This is a genomic window from Hyphomicrobium sp. CS1BSMeth3 (assembly GCF_900117415.1).
Taxonomy (GTDB): Bacteria; Pseudomonadota; Alphaproteobacteria; order Rhizobiales; family Hyphomicrobiaceae.
The window spans coordinates 1-20,600 of record NZ_FPEI01000003.1; the positions used below are offsets into that span (position 1 = coordinate 1).

Sequence of the window (20,600 nt, forward strand, 5' to 3'; positions counted from 1 at the left end):
GTGCACGGGTGGCGGTGCGGGCGGCATGGTGCGCGGGCCCGGCGGCATGGCAGGCGGCACCGCACCGTTGGTCGCCGGCGCCGGCGCACCGGTCCGTCGTGGACGCTTGGTCTCCGGCCCTGCCGGGCCATTGCGCGGACCGGGCGCGGCAACGGGCGGCGGACGATCGGCGCGCGCTGCCACGGGCGGCGGCTGTGCGGGAGCTGGAGCCGGTGGCTCCTTGCCATTCGTGGCACCGTTCGCAGCAGCCGGCTGGCGCTGCGCACCCATCTTCATGGCGCGGCGGCCCATCTTCTTCTCGGACTTGGCGACGAGACGGATGAGCTGGAGCGCATCGCGATCCGACATCGGCTGGCCGTAGTGGAAACCCTGCGCATACTCGCAGCCGAGCGCGCGCAGGAAGGCCGCATCCTCGGGCGCCTCGACACCTTCGGCCACCACCTTGTGGCCGAGCTCGTGCGCGAGCAGCACGATGGCGCGCACGATCGCGCCTCCCGCGTCGCTCTCCGTCCCCGACTGCACGAGCGCCTTGTCGATCTTGAGCGTGTCGAACGGAAAACGCTGAAGGTAGGCGAGCGACGAGTAGCCCGTGCCGAAATCGTCGAGCGCGAGATCGGCGCCGGCACTCTTGAGGAGCTCGAGCACGTGCGTCGCGCGCTCCGGGTTTTCCATGACGAGCGACTCGGTGATCTCGATCCGGAGCGAGCCGCGCGGCACGACATTGCGCCCGAGCAGGTGGCGGATCTCCGGCACGATGTCGGTCTTGAGGAGCTGGCGGCTCGAGACATTCACGCTGACGAACAGCGGCTGCTCGGCGCGCGGCAGTGCGGCCTGCCAGCGCGCGACCTCGCTGATCGCCCGCGAGAGCACGTACGAGCCGAGCTTGGCGACGAGGTCGGTCTCCTCGGCAATGGGGATGAACTCGGAGGGGCTCAACTGGCCGTAGCGCGGATGCTCCCAGCGCACGAGCGCCTCGAAGCCGACGAGGCTCTCGTTCGAGAGCGCGACGATCGGCTGATAGAGCACCGTGAGCCGGCCCTGGTCGATGGCGCGGCGCAGATCGCTCTCGATGGCAATGCGCTCGTCCTTCTCGCCGCGCATCTGCGGCGTGAAGATCTCGATGCGGTCGGTGCCGGCGCGCTTTGCCCGGTACATGGCCGTCTCGGCTTCGCGCAGAAGCTCGCGGGCGTCCGCCTGGCTCTCGTCCGCGGTGGCAATGCCGATCGAGCCCGTGAGGATGATCTCCTGGCTCGCGATCTTGATCGGCGAGCGCAGCGAGCGGCGCAGGCGCTCGGCGAGCATGGCGAGCTCGCGCGGGTCGTGCTGGGCAGGAATGAGGATCGCGAACTGGTCGCCGCCGATGCGCGCGAGCGTGTCGCTCGTATTGAGCGTGCGCTGCAGGCGACGGGCGACCGTGAGCAGCAGGCTGTCGCCGACGACGAGGCCGAACGCGCTGTTCACGCTCTTGAACTTGTCGAGATCGAGGAGGAGCACCGTGGGCCGCAGGCCCGGATCGCTGCGCCCGCGCGCCAGGGCCATCTCGAGACGGTCGATGAACAGCTCGCGATTGGGCTGGCCCGTAAGGCTGTCGTGGACGGCATCGTGCAGCAGGCGCTCGCGCGCGCGGCGCGAATCCGTGACGTCGCGAATGAGGCCGACGCAGCGCAGCGAGCGGCGATCGGCCGTCGGCACCGCGGCGCCTTCGAGCTCGAACCAGCGATAGGTGCTGTCGGCATGGCGAATGCGGAAGTCGAGGTTCACCGCGCCGCCGGACTTGTCCTTGATGCCCTGGAAGAGCAGCAGCAGGCGCTCGCGGTCGGCCTGATGGAGGTAGCTCAGGAGATCGTCCACCTTGCCCGAGAGATCGCCGGACCGGAGCCCGAGCGTCGCCTCGATGAGCGGGTCCATCTTGATTTCGTCGCGGCGCGCATTCCACTCCCACACGCCGACGCTCGCCATCTCGATGGCGGTCGCGCGGAGTTGTCGGTCGGATGGACTGTTCGCGAAGGCGGGCTCGGTGACGCGGAAGGCGAACTGCGTGACGGTGAAGCCGACCAGCAGCGTGATGAGCACGAGACCTGCCAGCAGCCCCGAGATTGCAACCTCGCCCGAGAGGCGCCCGGTCAGCGTCGCCGCTGCGCCGAAGAGCCAGACGAGCAGCAGGATCCACGTCGGAGCGATCGCCAGCGCGCGATCGAGCCCGCGCAGGCAGAAGTAGAGAATGACGAGACCGCCGACCGTGCCGATCGCACCGAGCGAGAGGCGCGCGACGGTCGCGGCAAGGCGCGGATCGAGGACGGCGGTCGCCACGATGATGAGCTGGCCGCCGATCCAGATCAGGAAGAGCATCCTGAGGAAGCTGTTCCATAGGTTCCCGCGCAGGAACGTGAACAGGAATATGACAAGGCTTGCCGCGACCGCGGCCTCCGCCACCGCGCGATATTGAGCATTGTCCTCGGGCCGCATGGGAAATAGTCGCGGCCAGAATCCGAAGTCCACGCAAAGGAGCGCCAGCACGCACCACGCGACGAGCGCAGCGCTCGGGAAGATCATCTTGTGGTTGGCCGCGAAGACGGCCGTCAGGAAGATCGCGAGAAGGCCCGTGAAACCGAGCAGGATGCCGTTGAAGAGCTGGCGATCGCGGTGACGCTGCTCGAAGGCGAGCGGCTTCCACAGTTGCAGCGGCGCGACGCGCTCGGAGGCGAGCTCGACGACGAAGGTGACGGTGCGGCCCGGCTCGATGCTGATGCGGAAGATGTCGGCGCTGTCGTTCCTGATGCGCTCGGGCACGAAGCCCTCGGACTGCGTGACGGCCTCGATGCGGCGCGCATCGAGATCGGGCCAGATCACGCCGGAGCGCGTCGTCGAATAGCGGTTGGCGGTCAGCCAGCGCTCGATGGTCTTGTTCGTCGGGTTGCGCAGCGAGAAGACGATCCAGCTCGGGTTCGTGCCGGGCGTCGTCGCGCGGACGTTCATGCGGAAGGTGCCGCCGGTCGCATCCGGCGCCGTTTCGGCCTGGATGCTGTCGCCGCGGCCCTCGTAGAGCTCGCCGTGGCTGGTGATATCGATACGGTCCGCGTCTTCGGCAACCTCGATGGGCTCGAGCGCGCGCGCGCCCGACGCGCCGGCAGCAAGACCGAGAAGCGCGCCGAGGAGCAAGGCGAGCAGGGAGAGGACACTGCGCACGGCGGCGCGCCCACCGGCTTCACGTCCAGCAGAACCGCCCCCCCTGCGCACTCCCCCCACGATCATGCGTGCCAGTCCTCCTCGATCAGTCCGAAGAGAACATGATCCTGCCACTGGCCGTTGATGCGCAGATAACGGCGCGCGAGCCCTTCGCGGACGAAGCCGTTCGCCTCGAGCACGCGTTGCGAGCCGAAGTTGTGCGGCAGGCACGCAGCCTCGAGGCGATGGAGGCGCAGATCCTCGAAGGCGAAGGGCAGCACGGCTGCAAGCGCGCGGCGCATGTTGCCCTGTCGAACGTACGGCTGGCCGATCCAGTAGCCGAGCGAGGCGGCCTGCGTGATGCCGCGACGGACATTGGAGAACGTGATGGCGCCGATCAGATGGCGATCGGCGTCGCGGAAAATGAAGAAGGCATAGCCAAGGCCGTCGCGGCGATTGCGCTGATAGAGCCGCACGCGCTCGCGGAACGCCGCGCGGCTCAGCTCATCGGTCGCCCACTGCGGCTCGAAGGGCACGAGATGGTCGCGGCTGATGCGCCGGACATGCGCCCACTGCTCAAAGTCGGACATTGCGGGCGGGCGAAGCCACAGGCCATCGCCGCGGATGAAAGCGCTCGCCTCCTCGATGAAGGACGGTCTCAGGAATGCCATGCCCGCCCTCCCTTCACGTCAGAGGCAGCGACCAACGATAGCGCACCGGCATCACACCGCTGCGACGTCCGATGCTGCCCCAGTCCCGCGAGCCCGATCAATGGCGCACCGCCCGCTGTTCAACGTTGTCCACGATGCTGCGCCCTGCCTTGCCGGCACCCGCCAGCGCGAACGAGAGCTTCGATCCTGCGACAACCCGCTCGGCAAGCCGGCGCACCTGCTCGGCGTCGACCGCATCCACCTTCTCGATCAGCTCGGCGGTCGGCATGAGGCGGCCGAGGGCGAGCATCTGGCGCGCCATCTGCTCGGCGCGCGCAACCGGGCTCTCGAGGCTCATGAGCAACCCGGCCTTGAGCTGGGCCTTGGCGCGGCGGACCTCACCTGCCTCAGGCAAAGTTGTAGCCGCCTTATCGAACTCGGCCGTGACAACGTCGATCAGCGTGCTCATCGTGTCGTGCCCGGTCGCAGCGTGAATGTTGAACATCCCCGTGTCGCCGAGGCCCCAGGCGCTCGAATAGATCGCGTAGCAGAGGCCGCGCTTCTCGCGCACTTCCTGGAAGAGCCGTGATGACATGCCCCCGCCGAAGAGCCCTGAGAAGACCTGCGCGGCATAGAAATCCGGCTCCCGGAAGGAAGGACTCTGATAGCCCATGACGACATGGGCCTGCTCGAAGCGGCGCGACGACAGGCGCACCCCGCCCGCGTACTTCGCCGGCTTGGGCACGACTCGCTTGCCACCACGAAGCCCCCCGAATAGGGCTTCAGCATGGCGCACAAGGGCTGCGTGATCGATGTTCCCTGCGGCGGAAAGCACCATGCCGCCAGCGTGATAGCGGGCCTCACGGAAGCGGTGCATGTCCTCGGCGCTGAAGCGGCCGACGGTCCGTGCCGTGCCGAGAATCGGCCGGCCGAGCGGCTGGCGCGGATAAGCGGCATCCTGGAGCAGATCCAGCACGATCTCCTCGGGGCTGTCGCGGGTCGCCGCGATCTCCTGGAGAATCACGTTCCGTTCCCGCTCGAGCTCCTCACCCGGGTAGGTCGGGTTGAGCATGATGTCGGCAAGGATCTCGAGCGCGACGGGAAGGTCGCTCTTGAGCAGGCGCGCGTAGAAGGCCGTCGTGTCGAGGCTGGTCGCGGCATTGAGGTCGCCGCCGACCTCCTCGATCTCCTCGACGATCTCGCGCGCTTTGCGGCGCGCCGTGCCCTTGAAGGCCATGTGCTCGATGAAGTGGGAGATGCCGGTCTCGCTCGCCGCCTCGTGGCGGGCGCCGGTCGCGACCCACACGCCGAGCGCCACCGTCTCCACATGCGGCATGTGGTCGGAGATGATGGTCAGGCCGTTCGGGAGGCGCGTCTCGTTGAGATGCATGTCACCCGCGTCCTGCACGCGCACGGCTGCTGACGAACTGGGCCACGGCCGCCACGTCATTGGGGAGCACCGTCACGCGCTCGGGCAGCGTGCGCTGGCGCGTGACCGTCTCGGGCTCGGGCGGCACATGCCCGACGGCGCGGCGGATGGCATCGGGGAACTTTGCGGGATGCGCCGTCGAGAGCGTGATTATCGGCACGTCCGGCCGGCGCGCAACACGCTGCGCCGCCGAGACTGCGACAGCCGTGTGGGGATCCGCGAGATAGCCGGTTGCGGCCTCGAGATCGCGGATCGTGGCGAGCGTCGCAGCTTCGTCCGTGCGCTCGGCGTCGAAGCCCTCCTTGAGCTGGCCGTGCTCACCTTGTGTCAGCGCGAAGCCGCCGCGTGTCGTGAGATCGCGCATGAGGCTGTTGACGCGCTCGGCATGGCGCCCCGTCAATTCGAACAACAAACGCTCGAAGTTCGATGAGATCTGGATGTCCATGCTCGGGCTGAAGGTTGCAGCAACCTCGCGGCTCTCGTAGCGGCCCGTCTCCAGCATACGGGTCAGAATGTCATTGACGTTCGTCGCGATGACGAGGCGGTCGATCGGAAGGCCCATGCGCTTTGCCGCGTAGCCCGCAAGAATGTCGCCGAAGTTGCCGGTCGGCACAGAGTAGCTGACCGTGCGCGAAGGCGCGCCGAGCGCGACGGCCGACGTGAAGTAGTAGACGATCTGGGCCATGAGGCGCGCCCAGTTGATCGAGTTCACGCCGGCGAGGCCGAGCCGGTCGCGGAACGGCAGGTCGTTGAAGAGCGCCTTCACGATGTTCTGGCAATCGTCGAACGTGCCTTGGATGGCGATCGTGTGGACGTTCGCCTCTGTGGGCGTCGTCATCTGGCGCCGCTGCACATCGCTCACGCGCCCCTCGGGGAAGAGCATGAAGATGTCGATGGCATCGCGCCCGCGGAAGGCCTCGATGGCCGCGCCGCCCGTGTCGCCCGACGTCGCGCCGACGATCGTCGCATTGCGGCCGCGACGGCTCAGCGCGCGATCCATAAGGCGCGAGAGCACCTGCATGGCCACGTCCTTGAAGGCGAGCGTCGGCCCATGGAAGAGCTCGAGGATCCAGTCCGAGGGCCCGACCTGCACGAGCGGCGTCACGACCCGATGACGGAACGTGGCATAGGCATCAGTGATGATCGCCGCGAGATCGGCATCGGGGATCTCGCCGCCGACGTACGGCCTCATGATGCGGACGGCGACATCCTGATAGGACTTGCCGGCGAGCCCTGCGATCTCCTCCCGCGTGAGCTCGGGCCACTTCTCGGGCAGGTACAGGCCGCCGTCGCGGGCGAGCCCGGTCAGCAGGACATCCTCGAAGCCGAGCGCCGGCGCGGCGCCGCGTGTGCTGATGTATTTCACGATCGTTCCGTCACTTAGTGTGCCGCCACAGGCGGCTTGGAGAGGCCTGCCGACGATGGCACAGCCACCACCCGGCAGGAAGGACATATCACGGGTTCAAGCCAATGATATCGGGCCAAACTTGCCTGTAATTCGTGGTGCCATGCAACCTTACGGTACGGGGTCTCAAACCTTCGGCGTTCGCCCGGCCAGCACCTCGGCAAAAACCTCGCGGTCGACATTGCTGCCGGAGAGGACGACGCCGACCCGCTTGCCGGCCAGCTTGTGGCGCTCCTGCATGAGTGCGGCGAAGGCCGCAGCCCCCGCGCCCTCGGCGAGGTTGTGCGTATCCTCATAGTAGGCGCGCATGGAGTCCGCGATCTCGTCCTCGCTGACCGTCACGATGCGCGCCGCACCACGCGAGATCACGTCGAGCGCGAGCGGATCAGGCACGCGGCAGGCCATGCCATCGGCGAACGTCGCGGCGGAGTTGGTCGAGATCGGCTTGCCGGCCGCAACCGAGAGCGCAATGCACGGCGCGTTGGCCGCGACCACGCCAACGACCTCGGTCTTGGCTCCGAGCAGATCGCGCGCCATGATCATGCCGCACGCGCCCGAGCCCATGCCGATCGGCACGTAGACCGTGTCGAGATCGGGAAGCGCCGTCAGCATCTCGCGCCCTGCTGTGGCAACGCCTTTGACGAGCATGGCATCGAACGGCGGCACGATATGCAGGTTGCGCACGCCGGCGAGGCGGAAGGCCTCGTCCTTGGCCTCGTCGAAATCCACGCCGTGCTCGATCAGCTCCGCACCGAACGCGCGCATGGCCGCATTCTTCTCGCGCGAATTGCCGTGCGGCACGAGGATCACGCTCCTGAGGCCCACGGCCGTCGCGGCACGCGCGACCGACTGACCGTGATTGCCGCGCGTCGCCGTGATGACGCCCTCGATGTGCGCGCCCGATCTGCGAAGCTCGTCCATATACGTAATGCCGCCACGCACCTTGAAGGCGCCGATCGGCGAGTGGTTCTCGTGCTTCACGAAAACCTCGCAGCCGGCCCGGCGGGACAGCAGCGGCCAGTTGTGCTGCGGCGTCGAGGGCATATGGCGGCCGACCACATCGGCCGCGGCCTCTAGCTCGGAAAGAGTGAACATGAGCGCGTCTCCTTGAGGGCACCGAGCGGCGGGCGCATCGCGCATTGCCGCCGGGGTTTAGCAGCGTAAGAGCGCCAGCGGAAGGTTTTGCAGCTCTTCTCCGCGGGAAACGCGCTTGCACGCGCGCACCGCGTCTGGTCTCTGCGAGCACGACCCGCGGCAACAAGCGGGACCAAGGGAGCGCACATCGGCGCGGCGCGGGAAGGGCGACGCACGTGGACATGAAACGCGAGCGACCTCACGCGACCTGGCCGCCGAGCCCTGCCGTCGGCTATCTCGCGGCCTTCGGGCTCTCGCTCGCCATGGCCGTCGGCAACAGCCTTGCGCGCTTTGCCTATGCGCTCGTGCTGCCGGCCATGCGCGATGATCTCGCCTGGAGCTACACGCAGGCCGGCGCGCTCAATACGATCAATGCCGTGGGCTATCTGGCTGGCGCCTTCGTCGCTGTCGCGAGCATAAGACGCCTCGGGCCGAAGCTGCCGTTCTATATCGGGCTGTGGGCGACGGCGATCACCGTGCTTGCCACCGCATTCGTGCGCGATTTTACGGCCATAGCGGCGGTCCGAACGCTCACCGGGATCGCGGCGGCCTACGTGTTCGTCACTGGCGGCGTGCTGGCAGCGAGCGTCTTTCCGCACGACGCGCGCCGCGCTGCCTCGGCCATTGCGATCTACTTTGCCGGCGGCGGCCTCGGCCTGCTCGTGACCGCGCTGACCATCCCCTGGCTGCTCGAAGTCCGAGGCGATGCGGCATGGCCGGAGGCGTGGCTGCTGCTCGGCGGCATGTGCCTCGTCATGAGCCTTCTTGCGACGCTCGCTGCACGGCCGGTTGCCGTCGCACCCCCGGTGCGCCACCCGACGCCCTGGGCGAAAGGGCCGCTCACGCCGCTCTACTTCGGCTATGGCTGCTTTGCGCTCGGCTATTTCGCCTACATGACCTTTATCGTCGCCTGGATGCGCGAGCAGGGCCTCGGCAGCACGGATATCGCGATCGTCTGGGCCGCACTTGGCCTCTCGACCATCCTGTCGCTCCAGATTTGGGCCAAGCCTTTCGCGGCATGGCCGGCCGGGCGCCCCTTCGCGGCGGTGATGGCCACAGTCGGCATCGGCGCGGCGCTCCCGCTCGTCGGCGGCGGGCTGCCGGTCATGATCGCCTCGGCGCTGCTGTTCGGCTGCTTCTTCATGGTGCCGGGCGCGCTCACGGCTTACATCAAGGCATCGCTCCCCCCGGTCCTCTGGGGCGAGGTCTTCGCCTCTTTCACGCTTGTTTTCTCGATCCTTCAGTGCTTTGGCCCTGCCGCCACCGGCTTCCTCGCCGACCATACCGGCAGCCTCGCAGCGGGCCTCGGCGTCTCCGCCGGCATTCTACTTGTGGGTGCCGTGGCAGGCTTGTCACAGCGTCCGATTGAACGGATGTGAACAAATCAACTATAAGTTGTTCCGCTCTCCGAACTCGTGCACATCTGAGGCCGTCCACTTGTGTCCGCTGCACGTGTGGTCCAGACCCGAACTTGGACGAGGCGCCAATGTACCGCGTTGTGGCGCCTCAATTTTTTATCAACCACATTGTGACCGAACAGCGGCGCGCCGCCACGATTAAGTCTCTACCTCACCACGCGAATCATCGAGCTTCTCCTCCGAGAGGAGAAATGCGATGCGTGGTCCAACGATCCGCTATCATGCCACCCGACGGTTGCCCGTCGCCGTGCTGGCCCTTGCCCTCGCCATACCTGCGGCCATCCTGGGCGGCACACTCGCCAGCACACCCAGCTCGGCCCCCGCGCCTTACCGAGCCGCCCCCCAGGGCGCACCGGCCGTGCAGGGCGTCCCCCGCATAATCGACGGCGACACCATCGAGATCGGCGCGACGCGCATCCGCCTCGAGGGCATCGACGCGCCCGAAGGCGGCCAGACCTGCGCCCGCGCCGGCGGCGGCACGTGGCGCTGCGGGCAGGCGGCTTCAGTCGAGTTGCAGCGGCTCATCGGCCGCGCGAGCGTGCGTTGCGAGAGCCACGGCACTGACCGGTACGGCCGCATGCTCGGCATCTGCTTCAACGGCCCGACGGACATCAACGCCGAGATGGTACGGCGCGGATTTGCCTGGGCTTTCGTGAAGTATTCGCGCGCTTATGTGGCCGAGGAGGCCGAGGCGCGCGCCCGCGGTCTCGGCATCTGGCAGGCACCGACAACCACGGCCTGGGATCATCGCGCCGGCCGCTGGGAAATGGCCGGCAAGGACACCGCCCCCGGCGGCTGCCCGATCAAGGGCAACATCACGTCCAGCGGCCGCATCTACCACATGCCGTGGAGCCCCTGGTACGATAAGATCCGCATCGAGCCCGAGAAGGGCGAGCGCTGGTTCTGTACCGAGAGCGAGGCTCTTGCGGCCGGCTGGCGCCCGGTCCGCGTGAATTGAACACGGCAAAGCTTTACGCGCCGTTCGGGCATCGGCTCGGCGCCCTCCGAGGCCCGCGAATCGGCAGAATTTCCCCTCGCCTCGCGTGCGCTTTCGTGTATAAGGCTGCGGTCTTGCGCACCCCTCCCAAGGGGGCGCAGCCCGTAGCGCGACCCGGCTGGACGACATCCCGGCTGTGGCCGCAGATGCGGCGCGACATCTGACCCAGATGCCCTGCCTGTCATCATCCGAAAAACTTAAGCGCGCCCGGCCCGGCCGGTCGCCAGAGCGAAAGGACAACCCGATGTCGCTGACCACCGAGCGCAAGCAAGAGGTCATCAAAAGCTTCGCGACCAAGGACAAGGACACCGGCTCGCCGGAGGTCCAGATTGCCATCCTGACCGAGCGCATCAACGGTCTGGCCGATCACTTCAAGACGCACAAGAAGGACAACCACTCACGCCGTGGCCTGCTCAAGATGGTGAGCCAGCGGCGCCGTCTGCTCGACTATGTGCGCGCCAAGGACGAGGCCCGCTACCAGAAGATCATCGAGCGCCTCGAACTGCGTCGCTGATCACAAATCCGAAAGAGACGAGGCGGGATATGAGCTCGAGCCCGCTTTCCGAAAGATGCGAATAGGCGCCGCGCCCATGGGGGGCTGCGGCGCCCGAGCTGTTGATGAAGGATACGTACGATATGTTCAACACCCACAAGGTCGAGATTGACTGGGGCGGTCGCAAGCTGACGCTCGAGACCGGCCGCATGGCGCGCCAGGCCGACGCCGCGGTCTATGCGCAGTACGGCGAGACGAGCCTGCTCGCGACCGTCGTTGCCGCGAAGAGCGTGAAGCCCGGCATCGATTTCTTCCCGCTGACCGTGAACTACCAGGAGAAATTCTACGCCGCCGGCAAGATCCCCGGCGGCTTTTTCAAGCGCGAAGGGCGCCCGACCGAGAAAGAGACGCTGACCTCGCGCCTGATCGATCGTCCGATCCGCCCGCTGTTCGTCGAGGGCTTCAAGCACGAGACGCAGGTCGTCGTCACGGTTCTCAGCCATGACCTCGAGAACGACCCCGACATTCTGGCGATGGTTGCGGCCTCCGCCGCGCTGACGCTCTCGGGCCTGCCCTTCCTCGGGCCGATCGGCGCAGCCCGCGTCGGCGTCATCAACAACGAGTTCGTCCTGAACCCGATGATCGACGAGATGAGCGAGAGCGCGCTCGACCTCGTCATCGCCGGCACGACCGACGCCGTGATGATGGTCGAGTCGGAGGCAAAGGAGCTCTCCGAGAAGCAGATGCTCGATGCCGTCGTCTTCGGCCAGCAGGGCTTCCAGTCGGTGATCAACGCGATCATCAAGCTCGCCGAGAAGGCGGCCAAGGAGCCGTGGGACTTCCAGCCGGCCGACACGAGCGCTGAAAAGGCGCAGATGAAGGCGCTGATCGAAGAGGATCTCCGCACGGCCTTCGCGACGCCCGAGAAGCAGAAGCGCTACGCGCTCATCGACGCGGCCAAGGAAAAGGCCATGGCGGCGATGGCGCCGGCCGATGCCGATGCCACGCTGAAGATTAAGCTCGGCGGCGTGTTCAAGGCACTCGAGGCCGACGTCGTGCGCGGTGACATCATCCGCACGGGCAAGCGCATCGACGGCCGCGATCTCAAGACCGTGCGCCCCATCACGTCGGAAGTGCATGTGCTGCCGCGCACGCACGGCTCGGCGCTCTTCACGCGCGGTGAAACGCAGGCCGTCGTCGTCGCGACACTCGGCACGGGCGACGACGAGCAGATGATCGACGCGCTCGAGGGCACGCGCAAAGAGCGCTTCATGCTCCACTATAACTTCCCGCCCTTCTCGGTCGGTGAGACGGGCCGCATGGGCTCGCCCGGTCGCCGCGAGATCGGCCACGGCAAGCTCGCCTGGCGCGCGATCCATCCGCTGCTTCCCTCGCCCGAGGAATTCCCCTACTCGATGCGCATCGTCTCGGAGATCACCGAGTCGAACGGCTCGTCCTCGATGGCGACAGTGTGCGGCACCTCGCTCGCGCTCATGGACGCCGGCGTCCCGCTGAAGCGCCCGGTCGCCGGCATCGCCATGGGCCTCATCAAGGAGGCCAATGACTTCGCCGTGCTCTCCGACATCCTTGGCGACGAGGATCACCTCGGCGACATGGACTTCAAGGTTGCGGGCACCGAAGCCGGCGTCACATCGCTGCAGATGGACATCAAGATCACCGGCATCACCGAGGAGATCATGCGCATTGCTCTCGAGCAGGCGCATGCGGGCCGCATTCACATCCTCAGCGAGATGGCGAAGGCGCTGACCGGCGCCCGCGCCGAGCTTGGCGAGCACGCCCCGCGCATCGAGACGATCAAGATCCCGGTCGACAAGATCCGCGACGTGATCGGCTCCGGCGGCTCGGTCATCCGCGACATCGTTGCGGAGAGCGGCGCCAAGATCAATGTCGAGGACGACGGCACCATCCAGATCGCCTCGGCGAACCGCGACTCCATCGAGACGGCGCTGCGCCGCATCCGCGGCATCACCTCCGAGCCCGAGGTCGGCCATATCTACAAGGGCAAGATCGTCAAGATCATGGAGTTCGGCGCCTTCGTGAACTTCTTCGGGCCCAAGGACGGTCTCGTGCACATCTCGCAGCTCACGCGCGGGCGCCCGCAGACGGTCGGCGAGGTCGTGAAGGAAGGCCAGGAGGTCTACGTCAAGCTGCTCGGCTTCGACGATCGCGGCAAGGTGCGCCTCTCCATGCGCGTCGTCGATCAGGCGACCGGCCAGGAGCTGCCGCCCGAGCCGCCGCGTGAGGGTGGTGAAGGTGGCGAAGGCGAAGGCGGCGGTGAGCGTCGCGAGCGCCGTGACCGTGGCGACCGTGGTGGCGAACGCCGTGGCGGTGGTGGTGGCCGCGAGCGCCGTCCGCCGCGCGACTGGGATTGATCTTGGGAACAGAACGGCGCCTGAGCGCGCCGAAAGTCAGGAGATAGCATCATGTCGAACCGTGCAGCACGCTCGCCGCGCAATGCGGAGAAGCGCCGCAAGAAGAATGCGCATGCCATTCCCCGCAAGAAGGTGAGCGGCATCACCGGCAACACCATCGGCGCGCGCACCAAGGCGAAGAAGCTCGCCGGCCAGCGCCGCGTTGCGCTCGCCAAGGCCGCTGCGGCCGAGGCGTAAGCTTCGTCATCGCATCGAAAGTTCAAGGCCGCGGGCGTACGTCCGCGGCCTTTGTTTTTGTGCCGCGGGCTGCTGGGAAGTGGTGCTGTCGCCTACCAGTGTCGCGCTATGCCCGCGGCGGCCATGCAGACGGCGGCCCGTCTGTGGCTATGTGGATCGCGCCTTCGGCGCGACGGGGACCAGTCCCCGAACCCCTGCCGGGAGGGACACCCTCCCGGACCCACCCGCCTTTATGAGCACATCGCGCGTGGCGAGCGCTCCATCATCCCCTCTCCCCGTACTTACGGGGAGAGGGTTAGGGTGAGGGGCGGCGGCATACGCAAAGGCCGCGCAAGCCCTGACACCCTCGCCCCGCATTGCGTTGGAAGATCAGCCGGCGCCGAAGCGCGCCTTGATCGCGGCGACGATCGGCGCCATGCGGCTGCCGAGCGAGCCCTTCACCATCACGACATCGCCGGGCTGAAGCGCGCCGACAACGTGCTCGATGAGAGCCGCAGAGTCTGGCGCGCACGCACCACGCTGCTTTTGCGGCAGTGCCTCGTAGAGCTTCCGCATATTCGGGCCGCACGCGAAGACGGCATCGACCTCGGCCGCCGCAAGCGCATCCGCAAGACCGAGGTGATAGGCCTCCGCCCCTTCGCCGAGCTCGAGCATGTCGCCCATCACGGCAACGCGGCGCGGGTAGTTTTCCCGCGAGACGGCGCCCAGCACGGCAATGGCCGCACGCATGGAAGCCGGATTGGCGTTGTAGCCTTCATCGATCAGCAGGATCGCGCCATCGCCAGCTTTGAGTACTGTGCGTGCGCCGCGCCCGACCGGAGGCGTGATGCCGGCGAGCGGCGCGGTCGCTTTGTCGAGCGGCAAGTGCAGCGCATCGAGCGTCGCGATGACGGCCAGCGAGTTGACCGCAATGTGCACACCCACGGTGCCGAGCTTGTAGCGGACCACATCGCTCCCGATCTCGGCGATGATCTCGCTGCCCGTATCGCCGAGCTTGATCTCGCGTGCGCCGGCATAGGCATCGGTCGTCGTGCCGAACGTGACGACGCGCGCCCCACGCGCCGTCGCTGCAGCGCTCAGCAACGCGTAGTGCTTGCTGTCCCTCGGTAGCACGGCGATCCCACCCGGCTCCAAGCCTTCGAAAATCTCGGCCTTGGCGCGCGCGACACCCGCCTCGCCATCGGCGAAATTACCCACATGCACGGGCAGCACGTTCGTAACGACGGCGATATGCGGTCGCGCCATGCGCGTCAGCGGGCTGATCTCGCCCGCGTGATTCATCCCGATTTCGACCACCGCGAAATCGACATCGGCCGGCATCCGCGCGAGCGTCAGCGGCACACCCCAGTGATTGTTGAATGACTTCTCCGGCGCGTGGACCTTGCCCGCCGTCGCCAGACAGGCGCGCAGCATCTCTTTGGTCCCGGTCTTGCCGGCGCTGCCCGTCACGGCGATGACGCGGGCTTGCGACCGCAAACGCGCGCGCGCCGCAACCGCAATACGCCCGAGCGCGCTCAGCGGATCATCGACGCGGATCAGCATTCCGACACCAGCGGGCGCAACGAAGTCCGTTCGTACGAGCGCCGCGGCGGCACCGCGCTCGAAGGCGGCACCGACGAACTCGTGCCCATCACGCTGATCCGTGAGCGCGACGAAGACCTCACCGGGCGCGAGCGAGCGCGTGTCGATGGAAAAGCCCGTGATCGCGCCTGCCGGCGCACCTTCGGCCCGACCTTCCGCCGCCGCGACGAGCGCGTCCCAAGTCCAGAGCGGCGCGTCGTCAGCCATGAAGGTGCTTCCTGATTTCATCGTGATCGCTGAAAGGATGCGTAACGCCGCCGGCAATCTGGCCCGTCTCATGCCCCTTGCCAGCGACGAGCAGCACATCGCCCGCCCCGAGCATGGTCATGCCGGTAGCAATAGCCTCGGCGCGGTCCCCGATCTCACGCGCGCCGACGGCCCCGCGCAGCATCTCGGCGCGAATAATGGCCGGGTCCTCGCTGCGGGGATTGTCGTCCGTGATGATCACGACATCGGCGCGATCGACCGCGATGCGCCCCATGATCGGCCGCTTGCCGCGATCACGATCGCCGCCACAGCCGACAATGCAGACGAGCTTGCCAGTCGCGAACGGACGCAGCGCATCGAGTGCCGCCGCGAGCGCCTCGGGCTTATGCGCGTAGTCGACGACGGCAAGGCCGCCCTTGTGCCCCGCAACGATCTCGAGGCGCCCGGCAACGCCCACGAGCTTTTCGAGCGTGCCGAGCACGGCGCCCATCTGCTCGCCGCTCGCCATGGCGAGCCCCGCTCCAACAAGCGCGTTCTCGACCTGGTAGCTGCCGAGCAGCGGAAATCTCAGCGTGTGCGTGCGGCCATTGGCATGAAGCGCGACGCGCTGCGCGAAGCCATCGCGCGTGATCTCCGAGAGCTGGAGCGTGTCGCCGCCAAAACCGGTGGTGATGAGATTGACGCCGCGCCGACGAACCGTATCGATCACGCGCACGGCCTCCGCACCATCCGCATTCACGACAGCCGTGCCATCAGCGGGCAGCAGCTCCGTGAAGAGGCGCAGCTTGGCCGCAAGGTAGGCATCGAGCGTCGGGTGATAGTCGAGGTGATCTCGCCCGAGGTTCGTGTAAGCGGCGGCCGAGATGCGCACACCGTCGAGACGATGCTGATCGAGGCCGTGCGATGAGGCCTCGAAAGCAACATGCGTGATGCCGTCGCCGGCGAGCGCATCGAGCGTCGCGTGGAGGCTCACGGGATCGGGCGTCGTCAGCGAGCCGTAGACGGCACCGTCCGGCCGCACGAGCCCGATCGTGCCGACGGAGGCCGCCTGCCGGCCGAGGAGCGTCAGGATCTGGCGCGTGAAATCGGCAACGGACGTCTTGCCGCTGGTCCCGGTGATCGCGAGCATGTGCGCCGGCTGGCGCGCATGAAAGCGCGCCGCCATCAGCGACAGCGCGCGGCGCGGCTCTCGCGCGCGCAACACCGGCACATGCTGGGGGGCCTCGATGGCCGCGCCCTCCGCAGCGAGAATCGCGGCAGCGCCTTTGGCGAGCGCATCGGCGACGAAGCGCGCGCCGTCCGTGCGGCTGCCGGCGAGCGCTGCAAAGAGAAAGCCGGGCGCGACCGCGCGGCTGTCGGCAGTCAGGCCCTTGATGTCGATGGGAGGAATGGCCGCGGGTGCCGCGACCTCTTCAGGCACTAGTTTCGAAAGCAGCATGACCCCGCCTCGCTGCGCTGTGCGCCCCTTCTCGGGTTTAGGTCTAGGCGCGGAGTGCGTCAAACGCTGGGCCGGCAGAAGGCGTGGATCAAATTGCGGGCGACCAAAAAGTAAAGCGGAGCAACGGCCTGGCCGTGCTCCGCTGAAATGATGGCGCGGGTACGCAAAACCGGAAGCCCGACGCTGAAGGCATCATGCCACGCAAGTTGTTACAAATGTGCGAACACGGCGATCTTGGTTAATCGCGGCGCGGCTCAAGTCGCGAGACGGCCCGCGACCCAGCGGCGCAGCATCTGATCGAGCCACGAGTGCACGCGCGGCGCGTGCTGGAGATGCGCGGCCAGTTGCTCCTGGCGCGAGTGCGCGCCGCGCATGAGCAGGCGCACGGGATTGGAGCCCGACCAGGCATTGATCTGCGTATGCATGATCTCGGGATGGAACTGAACGCCGAGCGCCGCCGGTCCATAGACATAGGCTTGGTTCGCGAAAGCGCCACTTCCGGTCGCCAGCAGCTCAGCCCCGCTCGGCAGATCGAAGCCCTCGCGGTGCCACTGGTAGACGTGCTCCGGGAGCTGGCCGAGAACGCGGCCCTGGTCGAGCTGCTGCACGCGGTGATAGCCGATCTCGACACGCCCATGATTGCAGTGGTCGACGCGCGCGCCGAGATGGAGGGCGAGCATCTGCGCCCCAAGGCAGATCCCCAGATAGGGCTTCTTCTCCTCGAGCGCGACGCCGATCCAGTCGACCTCCCGCTTGATGAAATCGAGATTGTCGTTGGCGCTCTGCGCCCCGCCAAAGATCACCGCGCCCGCGTGATGCGCCAGCGTCTCGGGCAGCGGATCCCCCGCATAAGGCCGGCGGATGTCGAGCGGATAGCCGTTCTCGCGGAACCAGCGGCCGACATGGCCGGGATTGGCCCCCGGCATGTGCAGGACGAGGACGACCGGCTTCTTCTCGTGCGTGAGCGGAAGCGCGAGATCGATGCCGTGGCCGTCGAGCGGCGCTTCGCGGGTCGGTATGGCGTCGAGCATCATCGCCTTATCGGTTCCGGGGATAGAAGAGTGAACCCTGGACCAGCACGGAAATACGGTGCGGCATGAGTCGCAAACATAGTGCGAGAATATTGTTCAGCAAACCGGGCACGACGACGCGCACGCCCAAATTGTGGGCCGTCACTGCCCAAAGGGCGACCGTCTCGGGCGAAAGCGAGGGGATGAGCCAGCGGTAGAGATCGCTGTCGGCCCCCATCTTGTCGTGAAATCCAGTGCGTACGGGACCGGGGGCGACGGCCGTGATGCGCACCCCATCCCCGGACACCTCGGCAGCGACGGCCTCCGAGAGCGAGAGCATATAGGCGCGGCTCGCATAGTAGGCGGCCTGGTAGGGCCCGGGCGCGAAACCGCCGAGCGAGGCGAGATTGATGATGCCGCCGCGTCCTCGCGCACGCATGCCCGGCAGCACGTGATGCATGAGCCGCGTCGGCGCCCCAACATTGGTCGCGACCAGCCGCTCGATGTCCTTCAATGGGAGATCGTGGAAGGCGCCCGAGAGGCCGATGCCGGCATTGTTGATCAGCAGGTCGCAATGCGCGCCGACGATGGCGAGCACCGTATCGATGGCGTCCGGCGCGTCTGGCGCCGTCAGATCCTGCGCCAGGGTCTCGACGCGGATCGCGTGGGCCGCGCGCAGCTCTGCGGCGAGACGTGCCAGCAGCTCCGACCGGCGCGCGATCAGCAGGAGATCGCGGCCCTCGGCGGCATAGCGGCGCGCGAAGGCCCGTCCGATGCCCTCGGAGGCGCCCGTGATCACGACCATGGGCCGCGTCACCGAAGCGCCGCCGGGAGCGTCGGCACTCAATTGATGCGCTCGATCGCGACTGCGGTCGCCTCGCCGCCGCCGATGCAGAGGGATGCGACGCCCTTGGTCTCGCCGCGCTTTGCCATGGCATTGATGAGCGTCACGATGATGCGCGCGCCGGAAGCACCGACCGGATGGCCGAGCGCGCAGGCGCCGCCGTGGATGTTGACCTTGTCGTGCGGCAGGTCGAGATCGCGCATGGCCGCCATGGTGACCACGGCAAAGGCCTCGTTGATCTCGTAGAGGCCGACATCGCTCGCCTTCCAGCCGGCTGCTTCGAGCACCTTCTTCATGGCGCCGATCGGGGCCGTCGTGAACCAGGCAGGGGCCTGGGCGTGGCTCGCCTGGGCGACGATGCGGGCGAGCGGCTGAAGCTTCCGGCGCTTGGCCTCGCTCTCGCGCATGAGGACAAGGGCTGCCCCGCCATCCGAGATCGAGCTCGAGTTGGCAGGCGTCACCGTGCCGCCATCGCGGAAGGCGGGCTTGAGGGTCGGGATCTTGGCGGGATCGGCCGTGAAAGGCTGCTCGTCGCGCGCCACCTCGGTCGTTCCCTTGCGCGACTTGACCATCACCGGGACGATCTCGTTGGCAAAGGAGCCGTCCTCGTTGGCGACCTTGGCGCGGCGCAGGCTTTCGATGGCGTAGGCATCCTGCTGCTCGCGCGTGAACTGGTAATGCTGCGCCGTGTCCTCGGCATAGGTGCCCATGAGGCGGCCCTTGTCGTAGGCATCCTCGAGGCCGTCGAGGAACATGTGATCATAGGCCTGCGTATGACCGAGCCGTGCGCCGGAGCGCATCTTCGGCAGCAGGTACGGCGTGTTGGTCATGCTCTCGAGACCGCCGGCGATGATCACGTCCTTGGGCCGCGTGTGCAGGGCCTCGTAGGCCATCATGACGGTCTTCATGCCCGAGCCGCACATCTTGTTCACGGTCGTACAGGGCACGCTGTCGGGAAGACCGCCATAGCGCGCGGCCTGACGTGCCGGTGCCTGGCCCTGACCCGCCGGCAGCACGCAGCCCATGAGGACCTCGGCGACCTCTTCGGCGGCGATGCCGGTGCGTCCGAGCGCCGACTTGATCGCAGCGGCGCCAAGCTCGGGCGCGGTCATGGCTTGGAGGCTGCCCTGGAAGCTGCCCATGGGCGTGCGCGCGCCCGCGACGATGACCACGGGATCGTTCGTTGGATTGGCCATTGCGGCCTCCTTGTGAATGGGTTCGGGAGTTGGCTTGCAGCATACACCCCGCGTCAAGGGGTTCAACGGCGGGTTATTTCGCTCACGCCTGAATTCGCTTCGCTCATCGGCTCCGCGGGGGCGGCGCACGCGCCGGCGCGCGGTCGCGCGCTCCTCCTTCTCCCCGCAAGCGGGGAGAAGGTCGGGATGAGGGGCGGCCGCTTGCACTGACGTTTGCGTATGCCGCCGCCCCTCACGTCGTGCTGAAAGCACGCCTGAGGCGTGGCCCTCTCCCCGCGCGCGGGGAGAGGGGAAGTAGGGGGAGGAAGTAAGTTCCTCACCGCATCCAGGGCGGGCGGAGATAGGTCGCGTTCGACCAGCCGCGGATGCCGCGATAGGTCACGGGGCACCAGGAGCCCGAACAAGGACTGCCGACGGTCACGCCGCAAGCATTCGGTGGGATGCCGCCGACCTCGCGATGCTCGGCGCTCGGCCCCGTGCGGATGCGCAGCGTGTCGCCCTGCCTGACGCCCATCACGCAGTGGCTCTCCCGATCCGCGGTCGCGCCGGTGGTGGAGGGCGGTGCCGGGCGCGGGGGAGGTGCAGGTGCTGCCTGGCGTGGCGGCGGGGGCTCGGTGCGCTGTGGCGCCGGTGCGGCCGCCGCACCACCTTCCTGCACGTTGACGAGGCGCGAGTCGACCCAGCCGCGCCGCGTGCCGAGTGCCACGTCGCACCAGCCCGAGACGCACTTGCCGACGACCTGGATGCCGCAGGCGCCAGCGGGCAGGCTGCCGACCGGGTTATGACGCGATGAGGGACCGCCGCGGAGTAGGATGGTCTCTTTGCCGACGCACAGCGTGCGCGCCGCGGCCGGACTGGAACTCCATCCCGTGACGACAAGAGCCGCCATCACAGCCAATGGCAGCGTCCACGTGCGCCCAATCCGCATCAATCCGCTCTTCCCACCCTAAGCTGATCTCTCCGATTAACCTTAAGCGAAGCCCTGCGCCTCCCACAAGGGGCG

Annotated in this window: 16 protein-coding genes; 5 read left to right on the forward strand and 11 right to left on the reverse strand. The window is 67.5% G+C overall.

Translation table 11 applies throughout. The annotated features are described in order from the left end of the window. From CS1BSM3_RS01700 to CS1BSM3_RS01720, 5 genes are all read right to left on the reverse strand, one after another. The coding region (locus tag CS1BSM3_RS01700) for an EAL domain-containing protein (RefSeq protein ID WP_143149042.1) at positions 1 to 3,252 on the reverse strand (3,252 nt) is incomplete at its 3' end. Continuing rightward, the gene (locus CS1BSM3_RS01705; RefSeq protein WP_072385263.1) at positions 3,249 to 3,836 is read right to left on the reverse strand and encodes a GNAT family N-acetyltransferase; all 588 of its coding nucleotides are present in this window, start codon (positions 3,834 to 3,836) and stop codon (positions 3,249 to 3,251) included. The genes CS1BSM3_RS01705 and CS1BSM3_RS01700, both read right to left, overlap by 4 nt. Before the next feature lie 97 nt (positions 3,837 to 3,933). Next, positions 3,934 to 5,205, reverse strand: a complete 1,272-nt coding sequence (locus CS1BSM3_RS01710) for a M16 family metallopeptidase (RefSeq protein ID WP_072385691.1) — start codon at positions 5,203 to 5,205, stop codon at positions 3,934 to 3,936. Position 5,206: 1 nt separating this feature from the next. Continuing rightward, on the reverse strand, positions 5,207 to 6,610 hold the full coding sequence (gene thrC / locus CS1BSM3_RS01715; protein WP_072385692.1) for a threonine synthase: 1,404 nt from the start codon (positions 6,608 to 6,610) through the stop codon (positions 5,207 to 5,209). Positions 6,611 to 6,775: 165 nt separating this feature from the next. Beyond that, a complete protein-coding gene (locus CS1BSM3_RS01720; RefSeq protein ID WP_072385264.1) occupies positions 6,776 to 7,744 on the reverse strand; it encodes a threonine dehydratase in 969 nt (322 codons plus the stop codon). Positions 7,745 to 7,965: 221 nt separating this feature from the next. On the opposite strand from CS1BSM3_RS01720, the gene CS1BSM3_RS01725 reads away from it, so the two are divergent. The 5 genes from CS1BSM3_RS01725 (at position 7,966) to CS1BSM3_RS01745 (ending at position 13,321) form a co-directional block, all read left to right on the forward strand. Continuing rightward, the gene (locus CS1BSM3_RS01725; RefSeq protein WP_072385265.1) at positions 7,966 to 9,162 is read left to right on the forward strand and encodes a YbfB/YjiJ family MFS transporter; all 1,197 of its coding nucleotides are present in this window, start codon (positions 7,966 to 7,968) and stop codon (positions 9,160 to 9,162) included. A gap of 235 nt (positions 9,163 to 9,397) precedes the next feature. Beyond that, on the forward strand, positions 9,398 to 10,159 hold the full coding sequence (locus tag CS1BSM3_RS01730; protein WP_072385266.1) for a thermonuclease family protein: 762 nt from the start codon (positions 9,398 to 9,400) through the stop codon (positions 10,157 to 10,159). Between the two features lie 283 nt (positions 10,160 to 10,442). Then, complete coding sequence (gene rpsO, locus CS1BSM3_RS01735; protein ID WP_072385267.1) at positions 10,443 to 10,712, forward strand: 30S ribosomal protein S15; 270 nt, start codon at positions 10,443 to 10,445, stop codon at positions 10,710 to 10,712. Between the two features lie 122 nt (positions 10,713 to 10,834). Then, positions 10,835 to 13,084 carry a polyribonucleotide nucleotidyltransferase gene (gene pnp / locus CS1BSM3_RS01740; protein WP_083528227.1) on the forward strand — a complete coding sequence of 750 codons (2,250 nt, stop codon included), beginning with the start codon at positions 10,835 to 10,837 and terminating at the stop codon, positions 13,082 to 13,084. Positions 13,085 to 13,135: 51 nt separating this feature from the next. Further along, positions 13,136 to 13,321 (forward strand): hypothetical protein, encoded by a 186-nt coding sequence (locus CS1BSM3_RS01745; protein ID WP_072385268.1) that lies wholly within the window; start codon positions 13,136 to 13,138, stop codon positions 13,319 to 13,321. 369 nt (positions 13,322 to 13,690) lie between these two features. On the opposite strand, the gene murF is transcribed toward CS1BSM3_RS01745, so the two are convergent. From murF to CS1BSM3_RS01775, 6 genes are all read right to left on the reverse strand, one after another. After that, positions 13,691 to 15,109, reverse strand: coding sequence for a UDP-N-acetylmuramoyl-tripeptide--D-alanyl-D-alanine ligase (murF, locus tag CS1BSM3_RS01750; protein WP_143149044.1), 1,419 nt, complete (start codon positions 15,107 to 15,109; stop codon positions 13,691 to 13,693). Continuing rightward, a complete protein-coding gene (locus CS1BSM3_RS01755; RefSeq protein WP_072385270.1) occupies positions 15,102 to 16,547 on the reverse strand; it encodes a UDP-N-acetylmuramoyl-L-alanyl-D-glutamate--2,6-diaminopimelate ligase in 1,446 nt (481 codons plus the stop codon). The genes murF and CS1BSM3_RS01755 overlap by 8 nt, the downstream gene beginning before the upstream one ends. A gap of 254 nt (positions 16,548 to 16,801) precedes the next feature. Beyond that, the gene (locus CS1BSM3_RS01760) at positions 16,802 to 17,581 is read right to left on the reverse strand and encodes a glutamine amidotransferase-related protein (protein ID WP_244540400.1); all 780 of its coding nucleotides are present in this window, start codon (positions 17,579 to 17,581) and stop codon (positions 16,802 to 16,804) included. A gap of 4 nt (positions 17,582 to 17,585) precedes the next feature. After that, positions 17,586 to 18,404, reverse strand: coding sequence for an SDR family NAD(P)-dependent oxidoreductase (locus tag CS1BSM3_RS01765; RefSeq protein ID WP_083528152.1), 819 nt, complete (start codon positions 18,402 to 18,404; stop codon positions 17,586 to 17,588). Continuing rightward, positions 18,401 to 19,597: an acetyl-CoA C-acyltransferase gene (locus CS1BSM3_RS01770; RefSeq protein WP_072385271.1), complete on the reverse strand. Its 1,197-nt coding sequence runs from the start codon at positions 19,595 to 19,597 to the stop codon at positions 18,401 to 18,403. Before CS1BSM3_RS01770 ends, CS1BSM3_RS01765 begins: the two co-directional genes overlap by 4 nt. A 316-nt stretch (positions 19,598 to 19,913) precedes the next feature. Further along, positions 19,914 to 20,525 (reverse strand): SH3 domain-containing protein, encoded by a 612-nt coding sequence (locus tag CS1BSM3_RS01775; protein WP_072385272.1) that lies wholly within the window; start codon positions 20,523 to 20,525, stop codon positions 19,914 to 19,916. Between the last annotated feature and the right edge of the window lie 75 nt (positions 20,526 to 20,600).